Annotated in this window: 14 protein-coding genes; 9 read left to right on the forward strand and 5 right to left on the reverse strand. The window is 63.1% G+C overall.

The window, feature by feature from the left end; genetic code table 11:
• Positions 1-13 precede the first annotated feature (13 nt).
• The 5 genes from ACVINW_RS24780 to ACVINW_RS24800 are packed head-to-tail and all read left to right on the forward strand — an operon-like array spanning position 14 to position 4518.
• Positions 14-883 carry a branched-chain amino acid ABC transporter permease gene (locus ACVINW_RS24780; protein ID WP_456753724.1) on the forward strand — a complete coding sequence of 290 codons (870 nt, stop codon included), beginning with the start codon at positions 14-16 and terminating at the stop codon, positions 881-883.
• A gap of 7 nt (positions 884-890) precedes the next feature.
• Positions 891-1922 (forward strand): branched-chain amino acid ABC transporter permease, encoded by a 1032-nt coding sequence (locus ACVINW_RS24785; protein WP_456753725.1) that lies wholly within the window; start codon positions 891-893, stop codon positions 1920-1922.
• On the forward strand, positions 1919-2671 hold the full coding sequence (locus ACVINW_RS24790; RefSeq protein ID WP_456753726.1) for an ABC transporter ATP-binding protein: 753 nt from the start codon (positions 1919-1921) through the stop codon (positions 2669-2671). Before ACVINW_RS24785 ends, ACVINW_RS24790 begins: the two co-directional genes overlap by 4 nt.
• Entirely contained in the window at positions 2664-3380 is a 717-nt protein-coding gene (locus tag ACVINW_RS24795; protein ID WP_456753727.1) for an ABC transporter ATP-binding protein, read from the forward strand. Before ACVINW_RS24790 ends, ACVINW_RS24795 begins: the two co-directional genes overlap by 8 nt.
• Positions 3381-3399: 19 nt before the next feature.
• Positions 3400-4518: a cobalamin-independent methionine synthase II family protein gene (locus tag ACVINW_RS24800; RefSeq protein ID WP_456753728.1), complete on the forward strand. Its 1119-nt coding sequence runs from the start codon at positions 3400-3402 to the stop codon at positions 4516-4518.
• Between the two features lie 103 nt (positions 4519-4621).
• Here the strand turns inward: ACVINW_RS24800 and ACVINW_RS24805 are convergent, their stop codons facing one another.
• Positions 4622-6349 carry a caspase family protein gene (locus ACVINW_RS24805; protein ID WP_456753729.1) on the reverse strand — a complete coding sequence of 576 codons (1728 nt, stop codon included), beginning with the start codon at positions 6347-6349 and terminating at the stop codon, positions 4622-4624.
• 208 nt (positions 6350-6557) lie between these two features.
• On the opposite strand from ACVINW_RS24805, the gene ACVINW_RS24810 reads away from it, so the two are divergent.
• The 3 genes from ACVINW_RS24810 (at position 6558) to ahcY (ending at position 10722) form a co-directional block, all read left to right on the forward strand.
• Positions 6558-7913 carry a hypothetical protein gene (locus tag ACVINW_RS24810; RefSeq protein WP_456753730.1) on the forward strand — a complete coding sequence of 452 codons (1356 nt, stop codon included), beginning with the start codon at positions 6558-6560 and terminating at the stop codon, positions 7911-7913.
• A 60-nt stretch (positions 7914-7973) separates the two neighbouring features.
• A complete protein-coding gene (metK, locus tag ACVINW_RS24815; RefSeq protein ID WP_456753731.1) occupies positions 7974-9170 on the forward strand; it encodes a methionine adenosyltransferase in 1197 nt (398 codons plus the stop codon).
• Positions 9171-9294: 124 nt separating this feature from the next.
• Positions 9295-10722: an adenosylhomocysteinase gene (gene ahcY, locus ACVINW_RS24820; protein WP_456753732.1), complete on the forward strand. Its 1428-nt coding sequence runs from the start codon at positions 9295-9297 to the stop codon at positions 10720-10722.
• Between the two features lie 98 nt (positions 10723-10820).
• Here the strand turns inward: ahcY and ACVINW_RS24825 are convergent, their stop codons facing one another.
• From ACVINW_RS24825 to ACVINW_RS24835, 3 genes are all read right to left on the reverse strand, one after another.
• Complete coding sequence (locus tag ACVINW_RS24825) at positions 10821-12455, reverse strand: calcium-binding protein (RefSeq protein ID WP_456753733.1); 1635 nt, start codon at positions 12453-12455, stop codon at positions 10821-10823.
• 334 nt (positions 12456-12789) lie between these two features.
• Positions 12790-13923 (reverse strand): calcium-binding protein, encoded by a 1134-nt coding sequence (locus tag ACVINW_RS24830; RefSeq protein ID WP_456753734.1) that lies wholly within the window; start codon positions 13921-13923, stop codon positions 12790-12792.
• Positions 13920-14951, reverse strand: a complete 1032-nt coding sequence (locus tag ACVINW_RS24835) for a hypothetical protein (RefSeq protein ID WP_456753735.1) — start codon at positions 14949-14951, stop codon at positions 13920-13922. Before ACVINW_RS24835 ends, ACVINW_RS24830 begins: the two co-directional genes overlap by 4 nt.
• Before the next feature lie 585 nt (positions 14952-15536).
• Between ACVINW_RS24835 and ACVINW_RS24840 the strand changes: the two genes are divergently transcribed.
• A complete protein-coding gene (locus ACVINW_RS24840; protein ID WP_456753736.1) occupies positions 15537-18428 on the forward strand; it encodes a beta strand repeat-containing protein in 2892 nt (963 codons plus the stop codon).
• 144 nt (positions 18429-18572) lie between these two features.
• On the opposite strand, the gene ACVINW_RS24845 is transcribed toward ACVINW_RS24840, so the two are convergent.
• Positions 18573-20258 carry a glycosyltransferase family 4 protein gene (locus ACVINW_RS24845; protein ID WP_456753737.1) on the reverse strand — a complete coding sequence of 562 codons (1686 nt, stop codon included), beginning with the start codon at positions 20256-20258 and terminating at the stop codon, positions 18573-18575.
• Positions 20259-20485 lie beyond the last annotated feature (227 nt).

A 20485-nucleotide genomic window follows, 5' to 3' on the forward strand; every position in this document is an offset into this window, starting at 1 on the left:
CTGAGCTGACTTGATGGCCTCAATCCTCACCAATTTGTTCGACGGCGTCGCTTACGGCATGCTGCTGTTCGTGCTGGCCTGCGGGCTTGCGGTGACGCTCGGGCTGATGAACTTCGTCAATCTCGCGCACGGCGCCTTCGCGATGGCCGGCGGCTATATCTGCGCCGTGCTGGTCAACAATTCTGGTTGGCCGTTCTTCGCCGCGCTGCCGCTCGCCTTTGTCGGCAGCGCCGTGATCGGCATCGCGCTGGAGCGCACGCTTTACCGCCATCTCTATAGCCGCAGCCATCTCGATCAGGTGCTGTTCTCGATCGGTCTGGTGTTCATGTCGGTCGCGGCGGTCGATTACATCATGGGATCGTCGCGGGTCTTCATCAAGCTGCCGGCGGCGCTGGAGGGCCAGATCGACCTGTTCGGCGTCGGCATCGGCCGGTACCGGCTGATGATCGTCGTGATCTGCGGCCTGCTCACGCTGGCGCTGCAACTGATCCTGGCGAAAACCCGATTCGGCAGCCGCCTGCGCGCCGCGGTCGACGATCCGCGTGCCGCGATCGGGCTCGGCATCAACGTGCCGCAGGTGTTCGCCTTCACCTTTGCGTTCGGTTGCGGCCTCGCTGGTCTCGGCGGCGCGCTGAGTGCGGAGATCCTCGGGCTCGATCCGTACTTCCCGCTGAAGTTCATGATCTACTTCCTGATCGTGGTGACCGTCGGCGGATCGTCCTCGATCACCGGGCCGTTCCTGGCCTCACTGCTGCTCGGGATTGCCGACGTCGCCGGCAAATACTACGTGCCGAAGGTCGGCCCCTTCGTGATCTACACCGTTATGATCGTGATCCTGCTCTGGCGCCCGAACGGCCTGTTCGGCCGCACCGTGGCGCGGTGAGGCCGTCATGACCGCGCTGTCCGACGTATCCACTCATGCGATGGCCACCGCGCGCTGGCGGGTCAGCGAGATCGCGTTCTGGGTGCTGGCGCTGGCCTGCGCCTTCATGTTCCCGTCGCGCTACCTGATCATGACCGACATCGTGCGGCTCGGCCTGTTCGCGCTGTCGCTCGACCTGATCCTCGGCTATGCCGGCATCGTTTCGCTCGGCCATGCAGCGTTCTTCGGCGTCGGCGCCTATTCGGCCGGGCTGCTGGCGCTACATGGCATCATCAACGAGCCGGTCATCGCGCTGGTCGCCGCTGGCCTCGTCGCGGCGGTGCTCGGCTTCCTGACCAGCTTCCTGGTCATCCGCGGCGTCGATCTGACACGCCTGATGGTGACGCTCGGCATCGCGCTGCTGCTGGAAGCGCTCGCCGAACGGTTTTCCAACATCACCGGCGGCACCGACGGTCTGCAGGGCATCGAGATGCAGCCGATCCTCGGGCTGTTCGCCTTCGACATGTTCGGCAAGACCGGGTTGTTCTACTCGCTGATCGTGCTGTTCATCCTGTTCCTGCTCGCCCGCCGCGTCGTGCATTCACCGTTCGGCCTGTCGCTGCGCGCGATCAAAAACAATCCGCTGCGCGCGGCCGCGATCGGCGTGCCGGTCAACCGCCGCCTGATCTCGGTCTATACGCTCGCCGCGTTCTATGCCGGGATCGCCGGCGCGCTGTTCACCCAGACCACGGCACTCGCCTCGCTCGACGTGTTTTCGTTCGAGCGCTCGGCCGATCTGATGCTGGTGCTGGTGATCGGCGGCACCGGCTATCTCTATGGCGGCCTGATCGGCGCCGTCGTGTTCAAGATGCTGCAGGAGCTGTTTCAGAGCATCACCCCGCAATACTGGCTGTTCTGGATCGGCCTCGTGCTGGTCGTGATCGTGCTGGTCGGCCGCGCGCGGATCCATCGCTGGGTGCTGTTCGTGCCGAACCTGATCATCCGCCAGTTCGCGGGCCGCAAGTCGGCTGTCGCGGTGCCCGAGGGTGATGCGTCATGACGGTGGCGCTCGAGACCCGCAATCTCGAAAAATCCTTCGGCGGTCTTCGCGTCACCCGCGACCTGTCGCTGAAGGTGATGCAGGGCGCCCGCCACGCGCTGATTGGGCCGAACGGTGCGGGCAAGACCACCGTCATCAACCAGCTCACCGGCGTGCTGACGCCGAACAGCGGGCAGATCCTGCTCGAAGGACACGACATTACGGGCCTCTCCGTGCACAGACGGGTGCTGCGCGGGCTGTCGCGCACCTTCCAGATCAACCAGCTCTATGCCGACCTGACCCCGCTCGAGACCATCGGGCTTGCGGTGTCCGAGCGAATGGGCCGCGGAGGGGACTGGTGGCGCCCGATGGGGACACACGACGACGTCAATGCCGAGATCGCCGAGATCCTGTCGCGCTTCCATCTGCTCGACGTGATGACCGAGCTCACCTCGACGCTGCCTTACGGCAAGCAGCGCCTGCTCGAGATCGCAGTTGCGATCGCTGCCAAGCCACGGGTGCTGCTGCTCGATGAGCCCGCCGCCGGCGTGCCCGAAAGCGAGCGCCACGATATCCTGACGGCGGTCGCGGCACTGCCGCGCGATGTCACCGTGCTGCTGATCGAGCACGACATGGATCTCGTGTTCTCCTTCGCCGACCGCATCTCGGTGCTGGTCAATGGCGGCCTGCTCACCGAGGGCGCACCCGACGAGGTCGCGCGCGATCCGCAGGTGCGGGCGGTCTATCTCGGCGAGGCCGCCGATGCCTGATCCCCTCTCCATCCAGGGCCTGCGCGCCGGGTACGGTGAGGCCATGGTGCTGCCCGACATGTCGCTAACGCTTGCAGAGGGCCAGGTGCTCGCGGTGCTCGGCCGCAACGGCACCGGCAAGACCACGCTGATCAATGCGATCATAGGCATCGTCAGACGCTTCAGTGGCAGCGTCGCGCTCGCAGGCCATGACATCACGGCGATGCGGCCGGACCAGCGCGCCCGGGCCGGGATCGGCTGGGTGCCGCAGGAGCGCAACATCTTCCGCTCGTTGACGGTGGAAGAGAACATGACCGCGGTGGCGCAGCCCGGGCCGTGGACGGTGGAGCGGGTGTACGAGATGTTTCCGCGGCTGAAGGAGCGGCGCGGCAATTTCGGCAACCAGCTGTCCGGCGGCGAGCAGCAGATGCTGGCGATCGGCCGCGCGCTGACGCTGAACCCGAAAGTGCTGCTGCTCGACGAGCCGACCGAAGGCCTCGCGCCGATCATCGTTGAGGAATTGTTAAAGGCGATCGGAACCATCACGCGCTCTGGCGGAATCTGCTCGATCATTGTGGAACAGAACGCGCAAAAGATTCTGGGGCTCGCCGACCGCGTTGTGATATTGGAACGCGGCACCATCGTGCACGATGCCGCGAGCACCGCGTTGAAGGCCGATCCGTCCATCCTCGAGCGCCATCTCGGCGTCTCCGGGGCCAAAGCACATTAGAAACGTTCGGGAGTTGATCATGCAGCGAACCAAGCCTCCGTTCCGCGCCGACGAGGTCGGCAGCCTGTTGCGGCCGCCGAAGATCAAGGAGGCCCGCGCCAAACTGGAGAAGGGCGAGATTTCGGCCGACGAGCTGCGCAAGATCGAGGACATGGAGATCGAGAAGGTCGTGCACAAGCAGGCCTCGGTCGGCCTCAAGCTTGCGACTGACGGCGAGTTCCGCCGCTCCTGGTGGCACTTCGACTTCCTCAGCCATCTGACCGGCTGTGAACTGTTTCATCCCGACATGGGCATCCAGTTCGCAGGCGTGCAGACCCGGCACGACGCCATCAGGGTGATCGGCAAGCTCGATTTCTCCGATCAGCACCCGATGCTCGATCATTTCAGGTTCCTGAAGAAATACGCCGACCAGGCCCATGTCACGCCGAAGATGACGATCCCTTCGCCGGCCGTGCTGCACTTCCGCGGCGGCCGCAAGTTGATCTCGAAGGAGGTCTATCCGGACCTCGAGGAATTCTATCAGGATCTCGGCAAGACCTACCGCAAAGCGGTGAAGGCGTTCTACGATGCAGGCTGCCGCTATCTGCAATTCGACGACACGGTGTGGGCCTATCTGTGCTCGCCGGAGGAACTGCAGAAGTCGCGCGACCGCGGCGACAATCCCGACGGCCTGCAGGAGATCTACGCGCGTGTCATCAACTACGCGATCGCCGATCGGCCGTCCGACATGGTGATCACCACGCATGTCTGCCGCGGCAACTTCCGCTCGACCTGGATCTCCTCCGGTGGTTACGAGCCGGTCGCCGAGACCATGCTCGGAGGCACCAATTACGACGGGTATTTCCTCGAATATGATTCCGATCGCGCCGGCGGCTTCGAGCCGCTGCGCTTCCTGCCCAAGGGCAACAAGGTCGTGGTGGTCGGCGTCATCACCTCCAAGTTCGGCGAGCTCGAGAAGAAGGACGACATCAAGCGGCGGCTGGAGGAGGCATCGAAGTTCGCCCCGCTCGAGCAGCTCGCGGTGTCGCCACAATGCGGCTTCGCCTCGACCGAGGAAGGCAACATCCTCTCCGAGGAAGAGCAGTGGGCCAAGCTGCGGCTCGCCGTCGAAGTCGCGAACGAGGTGTGGGGCAAGTGACGCGCTAGCGTCATCCCGGGGCACGCAAAGCGCGAACCCGTGATCTCGAGATTCCGGGTTCGATGCTTCGCATCGCCCCGGAATGACGCTGTCTCTTGTACCGTCACTGCTCCGCCAGATACACCTCGCCGAGCAGCGAGGAGTTCGACCAAGGCACCTGCTTGCCCTTGGTCGCGGCGACGACCTCGGCGCGGACCCGCGTCAGCATCTGCTGCACCTCAAGGCCGGGCGTGCCGACATGGCGCGACAGCGCTGCCGAGAACGGGCTGTTGGCGCCTTCGCCGTCGAGCGCGATCTGGCCCGGCGCGGTCGCGAACGCGATTAGCGTGCCGGCGCCGAGCGTCGAGCCGGATCCGAGCGTCGCGGGCGCGGCAAGGCCGGAGCCGGCCTCGATGCCGCGGCTCGGGCCTGCGGAGGCCAGCTGCGGCGCCATCGGATTGTTGCGGCAGGCATCGAGGATCAGGATGTTGGTGCGGATCTGATCGTCGAGGCCGGCCATGATGGTGTCCATGTCGACCATCGCGTCCGTCATGCGGCTTCCTGCCTTGAACTCGATATCGACCGGCACGAGGTAGTTGCTGCCGTCGACCTGCACGCCGTGACCTGCGTAGTAGACCACCGCGATTTGCGCCCGCGCCGCCTCGCGCAGGAAATCGTGGATCGTCGTCTGCATCGCATAGCGATCGAGGTCGAGCCCTTCGGTGACGGTGAAGCCAATCTCACGCAGGCTCCTGGCGATGGCGCGCGCGTCGTTCGGCGGATTGGGCAGCGCCTTCACATGCGCATAGCCGCCGTTGCCGATCACCAGCGCGACGCGCCGGCCGGTTGTGGCGGCCTGCATGCGCGCTGCGGGGGCGGCTGGTGCAGCGGTGGGCGCCGGCGGTGCGGGAGCTGGGCTGCTCTCGGCGGCAGGTGACGATGCCGTCTTGCGCGGCGCCGCGTCGGCCTCCTTGAGCAGCGCGAGCCGCACCTTGGCGGTGGCCTGGTTGGCCTTGCTGCCGGCATCGGAGGAGGCGCCCTCGAGAACCGCGGCGTAATCCTCCTTGGCATGCGCGGCGTCGCCGTTGGCCTCATAGGCGAGGCCGCGCTGGGTATAGGCTGAGATCAGCACGCTGCCTGGCGGCGTCATGATGTTGGCTGGCGCCTTCGCCTTCGCCAGTCGGATCGCTTCCGTGGTGTCCGCGATCGCGCGTGCGATGTCGCCCTTGGCCCGCCAGATCACGGCGCGGCTGATGAGTGGTTGCGGCAGCGACGGGTCGATGCGCACGGCCTCGTTGATGTCGGCAAGCGCGCCGTCGAGATCGCCGAGCGCCTGCTTCGATGAGCCGCGGTTCTGGTAGGAAAACGCCGACTTCGGGCCCGCCTTGATCGCGGCGTCGTAGTCGGCGATCGCCTTGGCATAGTCGCCCTTGCCGCGATAGGCGTTGCCGCGGTTGTGAAAGATGATGCCGCTTGGCGGCCCCATGCGCAGCGCGTCGTTGAAGTCGGCGATCGCGATGTCGTACTCGCCCTTGTCGTAATAGGCCGACCCGCGCAAATTGTAGACGGCGGTGCTGGGCTTGAGGCGCAACGCCTCGGTGGCGTCAGCGATCACCTGCGCATAGTTGCCCTTCTTGTTCCAGCCGACCGCGCGCCAGAAATGGATGGTGGCGAGCTTCTCGCCGGAAAATACCTTCAACGCGATGATCTTGGTGCAGGCGTCGATCATCTGGTCGGCGGGCGTGGTGTCGGTCGTGCAGAGAGGGCCGAGCTGGGCGCGCGTCTGGGCGAAATTGGGCGCCGCCCACAGCAGGGCGGCAAGCAGGCAGGGAATCAGGAGCAGGCGGCGCATCGGTCATCCCCGCGGTGAGCGGTCATGGTGATCGGCGACGGCGAGGCGGTTGAAACGGCGGTCCAGGTGCAATCCATGACTGTTTGGTGATGGAGCCGCGGAGGGGGTTCAATTGGTGGGAAAATGGTGGTAACACGCCGTCACGCACGATCTCTGCCCACGTTTGTCCCACTCACCGCTGCCCACACCGCCGTCCGCCCTTGGCCCCATGAAGAACGACGAAATCCTCAGTCAGATCACGGATTTCTGCCGCCGTTCCGACATGGCGGAGACGACGTTCGGCCGCCGTGCCGTCAACGACGGCAAGCTGGTGCACCGGTTGCGCGAGGGCAAGCGCATCACCATCGACACGCTCGACCGCATCAACGGCTTCATCGCGACGTCCACGCCGGGCGGTGTGGCGCCGCCGCGCGGCCTCGTGGTGCCGCCGGAAAAGCGCGATCCGCGGGGCAATTTCCGGTTCTTCGAGAATCGCCAGCGCTATTTGCTGTTCGTGCACACCTGCAGCGAGAAGCGGGTGATCGCCGACCGGGTGGCGCTGGAACTGGCCGCGATCCACCCCCGGCCGCCGGCGCTGCGGGTATTCGATGCCGGGATGGGCGACGGCACCGTGTTGGCGCGGGTCCTGCGTGCCATGCATGGCCGCTTCCCACATATGCCGTTCTATGTCGCCGGCAAGGAACTGAGCCTCGAGGACGTCCGTCTCACCCTCGACAAGGTCCCCGACCGCCTGTTCGAGCATCCGGCCAGCGTCTTCGTCTTCACCAACATGTACTACGCCGAGGCACCCTGGCTGACGCCGAAGAATTCCGCGGCCGCCGCCAGCATGATCTGGCATGAGGTGGCCTTGCGGGGTGCGTCCTCTGGGGAATTCGAGGCCCAGATCGCCGAACTCGGCCCATTCCTTGAGCAGAACTGGCGAGCGAATCTGAGCCCCGGCAATGCGATGCCGATCTATGAGCGGCCGGTGGCGCTGGTGCTGTATCGGGATGATCACCGCTTCCTGCTCGATTCCATCATTCCGCGGGCCGGCCGCACCGAGGCTAATTTCGATCTCGTGATCGCCTCGCAGCCCTACCGCGCCAAATCCTCGGTGAACTTCCGCGCCAAGCGGATCATCGCGCCGCTCGCCCGCGCGCTGCGCGGCGGCGGACGGTTGATAGGAATCCACTCCCACGGCGGCGATCCCGGGCTCGAAATGATTCAAGCGGTGTGGCCCGGAGAAAATCCTTTCGCCGTCAGCCGCCATGAGATACTGCGCGCCGTGAAATACGAGTTGGGCTCCGCCGGACGCGAGCTGAACTTCAACGCCTACGCCGATAACCGTTCGATCTTTCGATATGATATGGAAGCGCTGCCCAATGAGGTGACCGGCTCGATCGGAACCTCGACGGCCTTTGCGGCGTGGAATGCGGCGGTATATGTCGCGCAGATCGAAGACGAGCGGTTGACCGAAACGACCGAAAACGGACGAGCTCTCGAGGCCACACGCGAGGTTCTCCGCAAACACAACGGGCTGTGGTTCTACGACGAATCCTACGTCATCTCACGGCGACGAGACTGACATTCCGGGGACATATTCACCAACCAACGTCGGACTTCGACGAAACAAGGGGTTTAGTTGATGCGCGCGTCTTATCTCTTCACCAGCGAGTCGGTCTCCGAAGGCCATCCGGACAAGGTCTGCGATCGTATCTCCGATGAGATCGTCGACCTGTTCTACCGCGAGGGACCGAAAGCGGGCATCGACCCGTGGCAGATCCGCGCTGCCTGCGAAACGCTCGCGACCACCAACAAGGTGGTGATCGCCGGCGAAACGCGCGGCCCGAGCTCGGTCACCAATGAGCAGATCGAGAGCGTCGTTCGCAACGCGATCAAGGACATCGGCTACGAGCAGGACGGCTTCCACTGGAAGAACTGCGACATCGAGATCCTGCTGCATCCGCAGTCGGCCGACATCGCGCAGGGCGTCGACGCGCTGCAGCCGGGCGAGGTCAAGGAAGAGGGCGCTGGCGACCAGGGCATCATGTTCGGTTATGCCACCAACGAGACGCCGGACCTGATGCCGGCGCCGATCTTCTATGCCCACAAGATCCTGCGCCTGATCTCCGAAGCGCGCCACTCCGGCAAGGAGAAGGTGCTCGGTCCGGACTCCAAGAGCCAGGTCACCGTGCAGTATGAAAACGGCAAGCCGGTCGGCGTCCGCGAGATCGTGGTCTCGCACCAGCATCTGGTCGAGGACCTCACCTCGAAGCAGATCCGTGACATCGTCGAGCCCTATGTGCGCGAGGCGCTGCCGCAGGAGTGGATCAGCAACAAGACGATCTGGCACATCAATCCGACCGGCAAGTTCTTCATCGGCGGTCCCGACGGCGATTCCGGCCTGACCGGTCGCAAGATCATCGTCGACACCTATGGCGGCGCGGCTCCGCATGGCGGCGGCGCGTTCTCCGGCAAGGATCCGACCAAGGTCGACCGCTCGGCCGCCTATGCCGCGCGCTACGTCGCCAAGAACATCGTCGCGGCCGGTCTCGCCGACCGCTGCACGCTGCAGCTCGCCTACGCAATCGGCGTGGCGCGCCCGCTGTCGATCTACATCGACACCCACGGCACCGGTAAGGTGTCGGAGGATCAGCTCGAGAAGGCGGCAGCCAAGGCGATGGATCTGACGCCGCGCGGCATCCGCACCCATCTCGACCTCAACCGCCCGATCTACGCGCGCACCTCGGCCTATGGTCATTTCGGCCGCACGCCCGACAATGAGGGCGGCTTCTCCTGGGAGAAGACCGATCTCGTCGAACAGCTCAAGCGCGCGCTCTGACTTGCGTCATTCCGGGGCGCTCGCGGGAGCGAGCGAACCCGGAATCCTTATCCATCACCTCGAGCTTCCGGGTTCGCCTCTTTGAGGGGTCCCGGAATGACCAATTCAACAACAGGACGCTCACATGAACGCCCCCACGAAGCCCGGCTTCACCGACTACATCGTCAAGGACATTGCGCTCGCCGATTTCGGCCGCAAGGAGATCTCGCTGGCCGAGACCGAGATGCCCGGCCTGATGGCCACCCGCGAAGAATTCGGCCCCAAGCAGCCGCTGAAGGGCGCGCGCATCGCGGGCTCGCTGCACATGACGATCCAGACCGCCGTGCTGATCGAGACGCTGGCCGCGCTCGGCGCCGATATCCGCTGGGTTTCCTGCAACATCTATTCGACCCAGGATCATGCCGCCGCCGCGATTGCGGCTGCCGGCATTCCGGTGTTCGCGATCAAAGGCGAGACGCTGACCGAGTACTGGGACTACACCGCCAAGCTGTTCGACTGGCACGGCGGCGGCACGCCAAACATGATCCTCGATGACGGCGGCGACGCCACCATGCTGGTGCATGCCGGCGTGCGCGCCGAGCAGGGCGATACCGCATTCCTCGACAAGCCGGGCTCGGAAGAAGAGGAGATCTTCTACGCGCTGGTGAAGCGCCTGCTGAAGGAGAAGCCGAAGGGCTACTTCGCCGAGATCGCCAAGAACATCAAGGGCGTGTCGGAAGAGACCACCACGGGCGTGCATCGCCTGTACGAGATGGCCAACAAGGGCACGCTGCTGTTCCCGGCGATCAACGTCAACGACAGCGTCACCAAGTCGAAGTTCGACAACCTCTATGGTTGCCGCGAGTCGCTGGTCGACGGCATCCGCCGCGGTACCGATGTGATGCTGTCGGGCAAGGTCGCAATGGTCGCGGGCTTCGGCGATGTCGGCAAGGGTTCGGCGGCCTCGCTGCGCCAGGCCGGCTGCCGCGTCATGGTCTCCGAAGTCGATCCGATCTGCGCGTTGCAGGCGGCGATGGAAGGCTATGAGGTCGTGACCATGGAAGATGCCGCGCCGCGCGCCGACATCTTCGTCACCGCCACCGGCAACAAGGACATCATCACCATCGAGCACATGCGCGCGATGAAGGATCGCGCCATCGTCTGCAACATCGGCCACTTCGACAACGAGATTCAGATCGCTTCGCTCCGCAATCTGAAGTGGACCAACATCAAGCCGCAGGTCGACGAGATCGAATTCCCCGACAAGCACCGCATCATCCTCTTGTCGGAGGGCCGCCTCGTGAACCTCGGCAATGCGATGGGCCACCCGTCCTTCGTGATGTCGGCATCGTTCACCAACCAGACGCTGGCGCAGATCGAGCTGTTCGCCAACAACAAGGACGGCAAGTACGCCAAGAAGGTTTACGTGCTGCCGAAGACGCTCGACGAGAAGGTCGCCCGCCTGCACCTCGCCAAGATCGGCGTCAAGCTGACCGAGCTGCGCAAGGACCAGGCCGATTATATCGGCGTCAAGCAGGAAGGTCCCTACAAGTCGGATCACTACCGCTATTGAGCTGCGGTCATTGCGATCGATCACGTGAGAAGCCCCGGCATCGTCCGGGGCTTTTTGCTGCGGGCGCGTTTATCGCCCACGGCGTGAAGCCAACACTCTCAGCTGAACTTGAACATGCCCGCGTTCAGTTGTGCGGGTGCCTCGCCGATCAGCCACACCGCGTTGCCTGCGGCGTCGGTAATGATGGTGGTGTTGATGCCGGCCGCGTAGAATTCGGCAGCCTGGACGTCTGCGAACGAATGCAGTGAGGTACCTGCGAAATCGACGAAGTCGTTGACGCCGCCGGCGTTGAAGTCCTCGACGACCATCACTTCGGTATCGGACGCCTTGTCGTTGAGGTTGAAGGTGTCGCTGCCGCCGCCGCCCCAGGCGTAGTCGACGCCGCCACCGCCGGTGATATCGTCCGCACCCGAGCCCATCAGAAAGACGTCGACGCCGGTGCCGCCGGTGACGGTGTCCCCGCCGTTCGAGCCGTAAACGTAGTTCTGGCCGGAGCCGCCGTAGATCAGATTGCCGTCGGTTTCGCCCGACGAGATGAAAATGTTCAGACCCGAGCCGCCATACATCGTGTCGACGCCGGCGCCGCCATAGAAGTAGTTGGTGCCGGCGCCGCCGAACAGATAATCGGCGCCGTCGCCGCCATACATCACATTGACGTCGCTGGCCGACGTGCCGCCCGCGCCAACCAGTGTGTCATTGCCGCTGCCGCCGAACAGATAGTTGAAGCCGGTGCCGCCATAGATCACGTCATCGCCGTCTTCGCCGAGCAATACGTCGTTGCCGTTGCCGCCGCTCAAAACGTCAGCGTCGGCGCCGGCGTAGATGTAGTCGTTACCGTCGCCGCCGTCGATGGTATCGAAGCCGGCGCCCGCAACGATGATGTCGTTGCCTGCGCCGCTGGAGATCAGGTCGTTTGATGCCGTTCCATAGAGCGAGTCCGCACCAACCGTGCCGTACATGGTGTCGTCGGCGTAGCCACGGACGCTGTATCCGAGGTCCTTCAGCACTCCGAGATCGAGCGATGAAACGACGTATTGGTAGTCGTCGAAGAACACGATCCCATTCATCAGATCCAGCGTGAGCGGGTCCGTGACTGTTGATGGCGAAGCGTTGAAGTCGGATTGCTGATTGCCGAAGTGATAGTAGTTTTCCCCGTCGTTGCTGTCCGTCGTCAGCGGTACCGGGCCGCCATACGCGGCCTCCGCATGCGCACCGATGAAATAGGCCAGCGATCCGGACTTCTGGATAAAAGTGTCAAAGGTCGATTCATAGTTGCTGGGGAGTTGACCGCTCTGGCTGTACCAGCCCGTCATCCCGAACCCGTGCATCACCTCGTGCAGGAACACGTCGATCGGGTTGAGCTTGTTGTACGGGACCTGACTACTCGGACTCAGACCGTAGTCCAGATCGAGATATTGCAGATAGGAGGTGTCGACATCGATGGTGATGTCGCTCGTCGTGCCGCTGAGGTGTTGTCCCGTCGTCAGTTCGTACTGGCTCGAAGGCTCATAGACGTCGAAGCCGCCGTTGGTTCCGACATAATAGGACGACGTCGGCCCGCCATCTGCCCGCCCCACGGCGGTGGTCGTAATATTGAGGTCGACAACAAGATTGCCGATGCCGCCGATATAGTCCTGCCAGACGCTTAGCGCCTGTTGCAGGTCGTAAACCAGGGCCGAATCCGTCGCCGCTCCAGCGCTACCGCTGAGCTGAACAGTATAAGTCCAAGCCATTTCCTACCCCTCAGTAAAATCGTCCGCCCGATCCAACCGCCCGTTGCAAGATGCATTTGAATAATTTCGCTTTATCGACGCTTGATACCACTTTTAGTTGATCCGAGGCGAAAAAACTCGCTCGGCCCGCGGAATTTTCGGGGGGCGTTCGGCGCGGAAAAGCCCGCCTAAAAAATCTTTAGCTCACGATCGAGAGGTTCGCGGCCGTGACGGTTCCGGTGTTGGGGGCCTAGCGCGGGGCACTCGCAAGGCTCAACAACGAGCGGTAACATTTACTAGCGGCTCCGGCGCGGATCAAGCCGGGCGTTGCAGATGCCGTCTGGGCCCGAAGCATTCAGCTGAACTTGAACATGCTGCCGTCCAGTTGTTCCGGAGCGACGCCGGTCAGCCAGACCGCGTTGCCTGCGGCGTCGGTGATGATGGTGGTGTTGGTACCGGCCACGTAGAATGACGCCGCCTGGACATCGGCGAAGGAGTGCAGCGACGTGCCAGCGAAATTGATCAGGTCGTTGACGCCGCCGGCATTCAAGTCCTGGATCACCATCACCTCGGACGTCGAATCGTTGAGGGTGAAGGTATCGCTGCCGCCGCCGCCCGAGGCATAATCAACGCCGCCGCCGCCCGTGATGCTGTCGTTGCCGGAACCCATCAGGAAAACGTCAACGCCGGTGCCGCCGGTGACGGTGTCGCCGCCGTTCGAGCCATAGACATAGTTCTGGCCGGTGCCGCCATAGATGACATTGCCGTCGCTCTCGCCCGACGAGATGAAGATGTTGAGACCGGATCCGCCGTACATGGTGTCGACGCCGGCGCCGCCGTAAAAATAGTTGGTGCCGGCGCCGCCATACAGCAGATCGGCACCATCGCCGCCGTACATCACGTTGACGTCGCTGGGAGCCGCGCCGCCCGAGCCGTTCAGAATATCATTGCCGTTGCCGCCATAGAGATAGTTGAAGCCGGTGCCGCCGTAGAGCACGTCGTTGCCGTCTTCGCCAAGCAGCACGTCGAGCCCTGCATCGCCGAACAGCGTATCGTTGCCGGCGCCGGCATAGAAATAATCATTGCCGTCGCCGCCATAGCCGATGTCGTCACCGCCCTGGCCGACAAGAACATCGTTGCCACTGTAGCCATACAGCGTGTCCGCGCCGGCGTGGCCGTAGATCAGGTCGTTCGAGATGCTGCCGACCGCGGTCGGCTGCGTGGCGGTCGCGTAAAACGTCGTGGTGTTGCGATCGTCGTAGATCGATTCCTGCAAGGTGTCGGCGAAGCCGGGCTGGTGCTGCTCCCAGACGATCTGCTCGCGTCCGTCGCCATACATGGCGATCGCGGCCGCGCCGATTGCCGACGTGCTGTTCGAGGCTGTCGTCACCGTGCTGGCGTCACCAAGCGATCCGTTGCTTGCGATGTGGTAGCGGCTGACCGCCGTGACCCCAACGATCGCGTCGTTGGCGCTGTAGGTCACCGTCACGCCGCCGTCGCTCGCCGCGGCTGCGTCGATTGAATTGATGAAATAGCCGGTGCCGACACGTCGATCTGCAGCGCCGGCGCGACCGCCGTGCCCGTCGCGTCAAACACCTGCACATCGATCACGGGGTTGAGGGCAGCGATGATCGAGTTCGTGTAGTCCCGCACCAGCGCGAAGCCGCCGCCGGAGAGCGCGACGACCTTGTCGTAGCCGACCGAGGCGCTGGGCCCGGGCGCGGTCGACAAGGTCATCTCCGATCCGACCGCAACGCCGGCCGAGGTGTAGATCTGCGCTTCGACATTGGCGCCGCTGATCCAGCTGACCAGGATGTTGCCATTGGTGAGCGTCGTCGCCGAAGGGGTGGTCTGGCTCCCGGCGGTCGTCGTGTTGACCGCAAACTCGGAACCGATCTTGTTACCGGCGGCATCGAACAGCTGGGCGTTGATGCCCGAGCCGGAGCCGTCGCCGCCGACGCCGCCCGGTAGAGGGGAAATGGCATCTTGCCAGACCGCAAGAAATCCGCCGCCTGCCACGGCCGTAATCGTTGCGTTGGTTTGGTTGCCCGCGGTGGTATTGAGCTTGATTTCCGCCCCGACGGTGCCGTCTGGCGCGACAATCTTCGCGAACACGTCGGTCCGCAGCGTGCCCGTGTTGTAGGATCCGTAAGTGTAGGAAACGGCGACCGATCCAGTGGAGAGCGCGGTCACGCCAGGCGACGAAACGACCGAGCCGATCAAGGTCGGACTGTAAGAACTGCTGGTGATCGTGATCGGGGTCCCGAACGTATTGCCGAGCGGATCGACCCGTTGCAGAGCGATGGATCGGTAGCTGAGGTCAGGGAAGTTGGCATAGCCACCTTGCATGTAGACCATCGCCATCTGGTCGTTGCCGATGGCGGCGAGCACAGGTGCATCGAGGTTGTTGGACCCGTTATCGGTGCCGTTGACAGGAGGATTGGGCTGCACGCTCGCGATCAGTACGGGGTTTCGCCATACGCTTCCCATCGCTTGATCCTCCACCTTCCCTGACATTTGCAATCGACGCGCAGTTTCCAGTGATTTTCGGTTCCGGCAAGTGCCGATGCCCGAGATCCTGGCCAAAGCGTCTGCGACCTATCGTCGTCAAGCTGAACGCAATGTTGTCTTCATGCCAGGCTCTGGAATCATGTTGCGGTTGCGAGTGCACCGCAGCGCATAGTCGCAAGCTTGCGGCCGACGAGACTACCCACCCGAGCTCGTGGCGCTGCCGTGAGCTGGTCCGCAGATCGACCAGGCGAATTCCGCGACAATCGTCGTGCAGATGAGCGTTGACTCGCGTAAATCCTCTCGCTTAGATTGTTTCCATATTTACTATTTCGTTAATATTGGAAAAGGGGAGGGGGAACTCATTGCCGGTCCAGGTCGGCTGAACGCGCCCCGATTGGATTTTCGTCACCTGATCAACTCAACGCACTAACTGAGCGGCAGCTCTTTCGCTGCTGCACTGCTGTCGTTTTTGCTCTCACGCTCTGTTTAGCCAATCGGCGTTTCCCGCTTCGTTTCTCCTGCCGAGATCTGGATTCTGCCGACTACTCGCATTGCACAACGACTTTTTTGACCACGCAAGGGGATTATATCATGGCGACATTTACAGGCACGTCAGGCAACGACACCGTAACCGGAACACCCAACGGCTCGAACACGAATGACACGCTGCTGGGACTTGCCGGCAATGACACGCTGATCGGCGGCGATGGCGCCGACTCCCTGGACGGCGGAACCGGGATAGACTTTGCATCCTACATCGACTCCAGCGTCGGCATTAAAGCGAGCCTGGCAAACCCAGCCGTCAATACGGGTTTTGCGGCCGGTGACACCTATACATCGATCGAAGGCCTGATCGGCAGCAACTTCAACGACACCCTGATCGGCAATGGAAACACCTCTTACCTGCAGGGCGGGTTGGGGGCCGACTCGATCATCGGCGGCTCGGCCAATGACTATGCCGACTACGCCAATTCATCCGCCGGGCTTGTGGTCGACCTCGCCGATCCCACCCAGAACACCGGCGAAGCAGCCGGCGATACTTACTCCAACATCTCCAAGATCAGAGGCTCGGCCTTCAACGACACGCTGATCGGCGACTCCAACAACAATACGTTGCGCGGCGGCGCCGGAGCCGACGTGCTCAACGGCGGTGCCGGCTTCGACTTCGCTTCCTATTCAGACTCGGGCGTCGGCATCACGGCAGACCTCGCAGACCCGACCCAGAATACGGGCGAAGCGGCCGGCGACACCTATATCTCGATCGAAGGATTGCGCGGCAGCGACTTCAACGATCATCTGGTCGGTGATTCCGGAATTAACTTCCTGCAGGGCGGTCTCGGAGCCGATACGCTGGATGGCGGCGCCGGCTTTGACTATGCCGACTATTTCAATGCAACGACCGGGGTCGTTGCCGATCTGGCGAACTCCGCGCTGAATACCGGAGAAGCCGCCGGAGACGTCTACATCTCGATCGAAGCGATCAGAGGCAGTGCATTCAACGATACGCTGATCGGCGACGCCAACAACAACTTCCTGCGCGGTGGCGCCGGCGCGGACTCGCTTGATGGCGGAGCGGGGTACGACTACGCCGACTACGGCAATGCGGCCACGGGCATTGTGGCCGACCTAGCCGATCCCACCCAGAACACCGGTGAAGCTGCCGGCGACACATACACCTCGATCGAAGGCATCCAGGGAGGTAACTTCAACGACACCCTGATCGGCGACGGAGGCAACAACAACCTGCGAGGCGGCCTCGGCGCCGACTCGCTCGTCGGCGGCGCCGGCACGGACTACGCGGACTACGGCAATGCGGCGACGGCGCTGGTCGTCAGTCTTGCAAATCCGGCCAGCAATACCGGCGAGGCCGCGGGCGATACGTATAGCTCGATCGAAGGCATTATCGGCTCGGCCTTCAACGACACGCTGACCGGAGACGGCGGTGACAACAATCTGCGTGGTGGCGCAGGTGCCGACGCGCTCGATGGCGGAGCCGGCAACGACGTTGCGGAGTATGTCAACGCCGCGGCCGGCGTGCTGGCCAGCCTGGCCAATCCGGCCTCGAACACCGGCGACGCTGCCGGCGATACCTACACCTCGATCGAAGGACTGAGAGGGTCGAATTTCAACGATACCTTGATCGGTGACGGCGGCGACAATCTGCTCGACGGTATCGGCGGCGCAGATTCGCTCGTCGGCGGTGCCGGCAATGATACCTACATTCTCGACAATCCCGGCGACACCATCACCGAGAATGTGGGCGAGGGCACCGACACGGCAGTGATCGTCGGTAACTTCAACTACACGCTCGCTGCCAACGTTGAAAACCTCGCGATCGCGACGTCCAACAATGTCTCGGGTACCGGCAACGCGCTCGCCAATTTCATCACGGGCGGCGCAGGCAACAACACGCTGGACGGCGGGGCCGGTGCGGACACGATGGCCGGCGGGCTGGGCAACGACACCTATTACGTCGACGATCCCGGCGACGTGGTGGTCGAAAACACCGGTGAAGGCACCGACACTGTTCACACCACGATCAACTACAGCCTGACCGCCAACGTCGAGAATCTGATCCTGGACGGTTCGGGCAATCTTTTCGGCACCGGCAACGCGCTGAACAACGTCCTGACGGGCAATGCCGGCAATAACTCGCTTTACGGCGGTGACGGCAATGATACCGCGACCGGTGGCGCCGGAAACGACGTGCTCGTTCTCGGCAATGGCGACGACTATGGCGATGCCGGCGACGGCAACGACTATATCTATGCCGGCGCCGGCAATGACGTCCTGATCGGCGGCAACGGCCTCGACGTGTTGCTGGGAGAGGACGGCAATGATGTGCTCTATGGAGGCGCCGGCTTCAACTATCTGTTTGGCGGGGCCGGCACCGATACCTTGATCGGCTCGGGTGGGACCGGCGGAAGCGATGTCAACGTGATGTTTGGCGGTGATGGCACCGACTATCTCTATGGCGGGAACAGCACCAACTACTTCTACGGCGGCGCAGGCGTCGACACCATGTACGGCGGCTCGGGCCTGAACATCTTCATCTCGTCGGGCGAGGCCGACGGCAATGTCATCTACGGCGGTTCGGGCCAGAACTACGTCTATGGCTCCAACGGCGGCGATACGGTGACCGGCGGCAGCGGCGTCGACGTGTTCCTGATGGGCAGCGGCAACGATGTCATCAGCGGTGGCGGCGGCGTTGACTACGCCTGGGGCGGTGGTGGCTCCGATACGTTCGTGATCAGCGACGCCTCTTCGGAGGTCATGGTCGTCCAGGACTTCAATACGGGCGGCGTGAATGACTTCGTGAACTTTGCAGGGACATCGCTGCATTCGTTTGCCGACGTACAGGCGGCCGAGACCTACGTTGCCGGGATCAACACCACGATCATCACCGATGCTGCCGGCAGTGCGGTCTGGCTGATCGGCGTGGCGCCGGCACAGCTCGATGCGAGCATGTTCAAGTTCAGTTGAGAATTGAGACCGGGCCCTGATCTCCGGAGTTTTGACTGCAATACGCTCCAAAGAAGGCCGCCGGTTGAGGCGGCCTTCTCATTTGTGATCCCGTTCCCGGGGGTCGGTGCGGTGAAGCTGCGAGCAGGACAGCCGGCTGCCGGATTATCGTTTGCTCGCGGAAGGCGTCGCGTGCGGGTTGGGCAAGAGCCTGAGAACGCCACACTTGGCGAGAATCATCACCGTTCTGTCGACGACATCGCGCGGGATGTCGGGTGTGTGTTTAACCAGTTCCGACATCGACAATGATGGACCATGCTTTTCAAATGCGTTGACGATGCCGTCCACGGCCTGCGGCCTGGTCAGTGTCTGTGCGGCACGACCGATGCTTTCGGCTGATAGCCTGCGTTGCACTTCCTTGCGGTCCACGCCATCGCCAAGCGCGAACGCACATGCGCCCTCGAGCGTTCGGGTCGGATAGCCGTTGAACATGGTGTATGGATTGAGCCGGTCCGGACGAACCATTCCGGCCGGAACTGTGCCTTCGACTTTGCTTCGCCTGCGGTCGGCGAGTTCGGTCCACAGCTGGCGATACAGCTTCATGATCTGCGACCAGTCATAATGATCGCGCGCGCGCTTCTGCCCCACCGCGCCCATCTGTCGCCGCAGATCGGGATTGGCAAAGAGTGCGGCATAGGCGGCTGCTGCGGCGGGAATGTCGACGGCGATCATTGCGCTCGTCAGTGCCGTGTAGGTATCGTAGTTGTCGAAGCCGAAGTCTGCCCGCTCGACCAGGAATTCGGCCGAACCGGGTGGCAGGGTGAACGTTGGTACCCGGAAGCCATCGGTGCCGTGACGGATGGTCTCTTTGTAGCCATTCCAGTCCGACACCACGACCGGCAGTCCGGCGGCCATTGCCTCGACCGGCGTAAGCCCGAACGTTTCCTGAAAATTGTCGGCAAGCGAGGTGAAAATGTCTCCTGCCGCCCATGCGGCCCTGAGGTCCTTGGGCTTGCGTCCGTCGACAAAGATGCGTCGCAGCGATGGGCCGAATTCCGAGCACTCGCGGACAAAGAGCTGCTCGGTGGCGTCCTTGCCGAACCAACCCGCCAGCACCAGCACGACCCTATGCCCCTTGCTGGCCTGTTCCGCAGCCAGCAGCATCGGAACATGGTGGGCCTTGGCGTGGAAAGACAGCCGTCCAACGTAGAGCAAGACGATCTCATCGTCGTCGATGCCCAGCATCTGCCTGGCGCGCTGCCGTTCGCCATCGCGAAACGTGAAGTCGGCGCAGTTCACCCCGAGCGGGATAACCGGAAGCTGCGGGATCGGCATGCGCCGCGCGCCGAGCCTCGCCTTCAGGAACGCGGCCTGTGCCGAGAGCAACTGGTCAACGCTTTTGTGCACCGCGAGCGAGGTGCAGATCACGGCATCCCAATGCTCGAGTGGACTGAGGGGCATCGACGACAGCATGCCCATCGCGACATGTGTCATCGTCGTGTGCGTGATGCCGCACAGGCTGTAGGCGCGGGGCGAATGCCGCGCCCGTCGCCAGGCATACTGGCTGAGGCCGGGATCGGGCAGATACAGCAACCCCGGTTCGCCAAGCCGTCGGTGCGCCGGCGGCGGCAGCCATTCGATGGTGGTGGCATCCGATCCGGAGCGCCGGATGTCGGTCGCGAACTGGTCGACGAATTCCCGCTTTGGCGTGTAGCAGAACAGCCGTTCCGGTTTCTCGCGCGCGAGCGCCTTAAGAAATCCGGCGCCAGCGGCCTGGCGTCCCATGATTCGCTTATCGCCAAGCGAGTAGGCTTCGGGAAGATACGAGATCGCGGCAGTCGGAAACGACATCTGGTTATCCAAAATAAATTAAACCGGAGATTGATATCAGGAGAGGGCAAGATATTGGAACCCGTTTTCTTTTTGCAATCTCCTTGAACCTGCAACCTGCGAGCGATAGCGTGGTTGGCCAAGACCGTGTTAGCGTATCAGTCTATTGCAGGTCTGGCCTCCGCGGCCATTTTGTCGGGGTGACGTCAACGCTGCGTCGCCGGATATTTTCAGCGGGCTCGACCAAG

The sequence above is a fragment of the Bradyrhizobium sp. USDA 4461 genome (genome assembly GCF_054055655.1).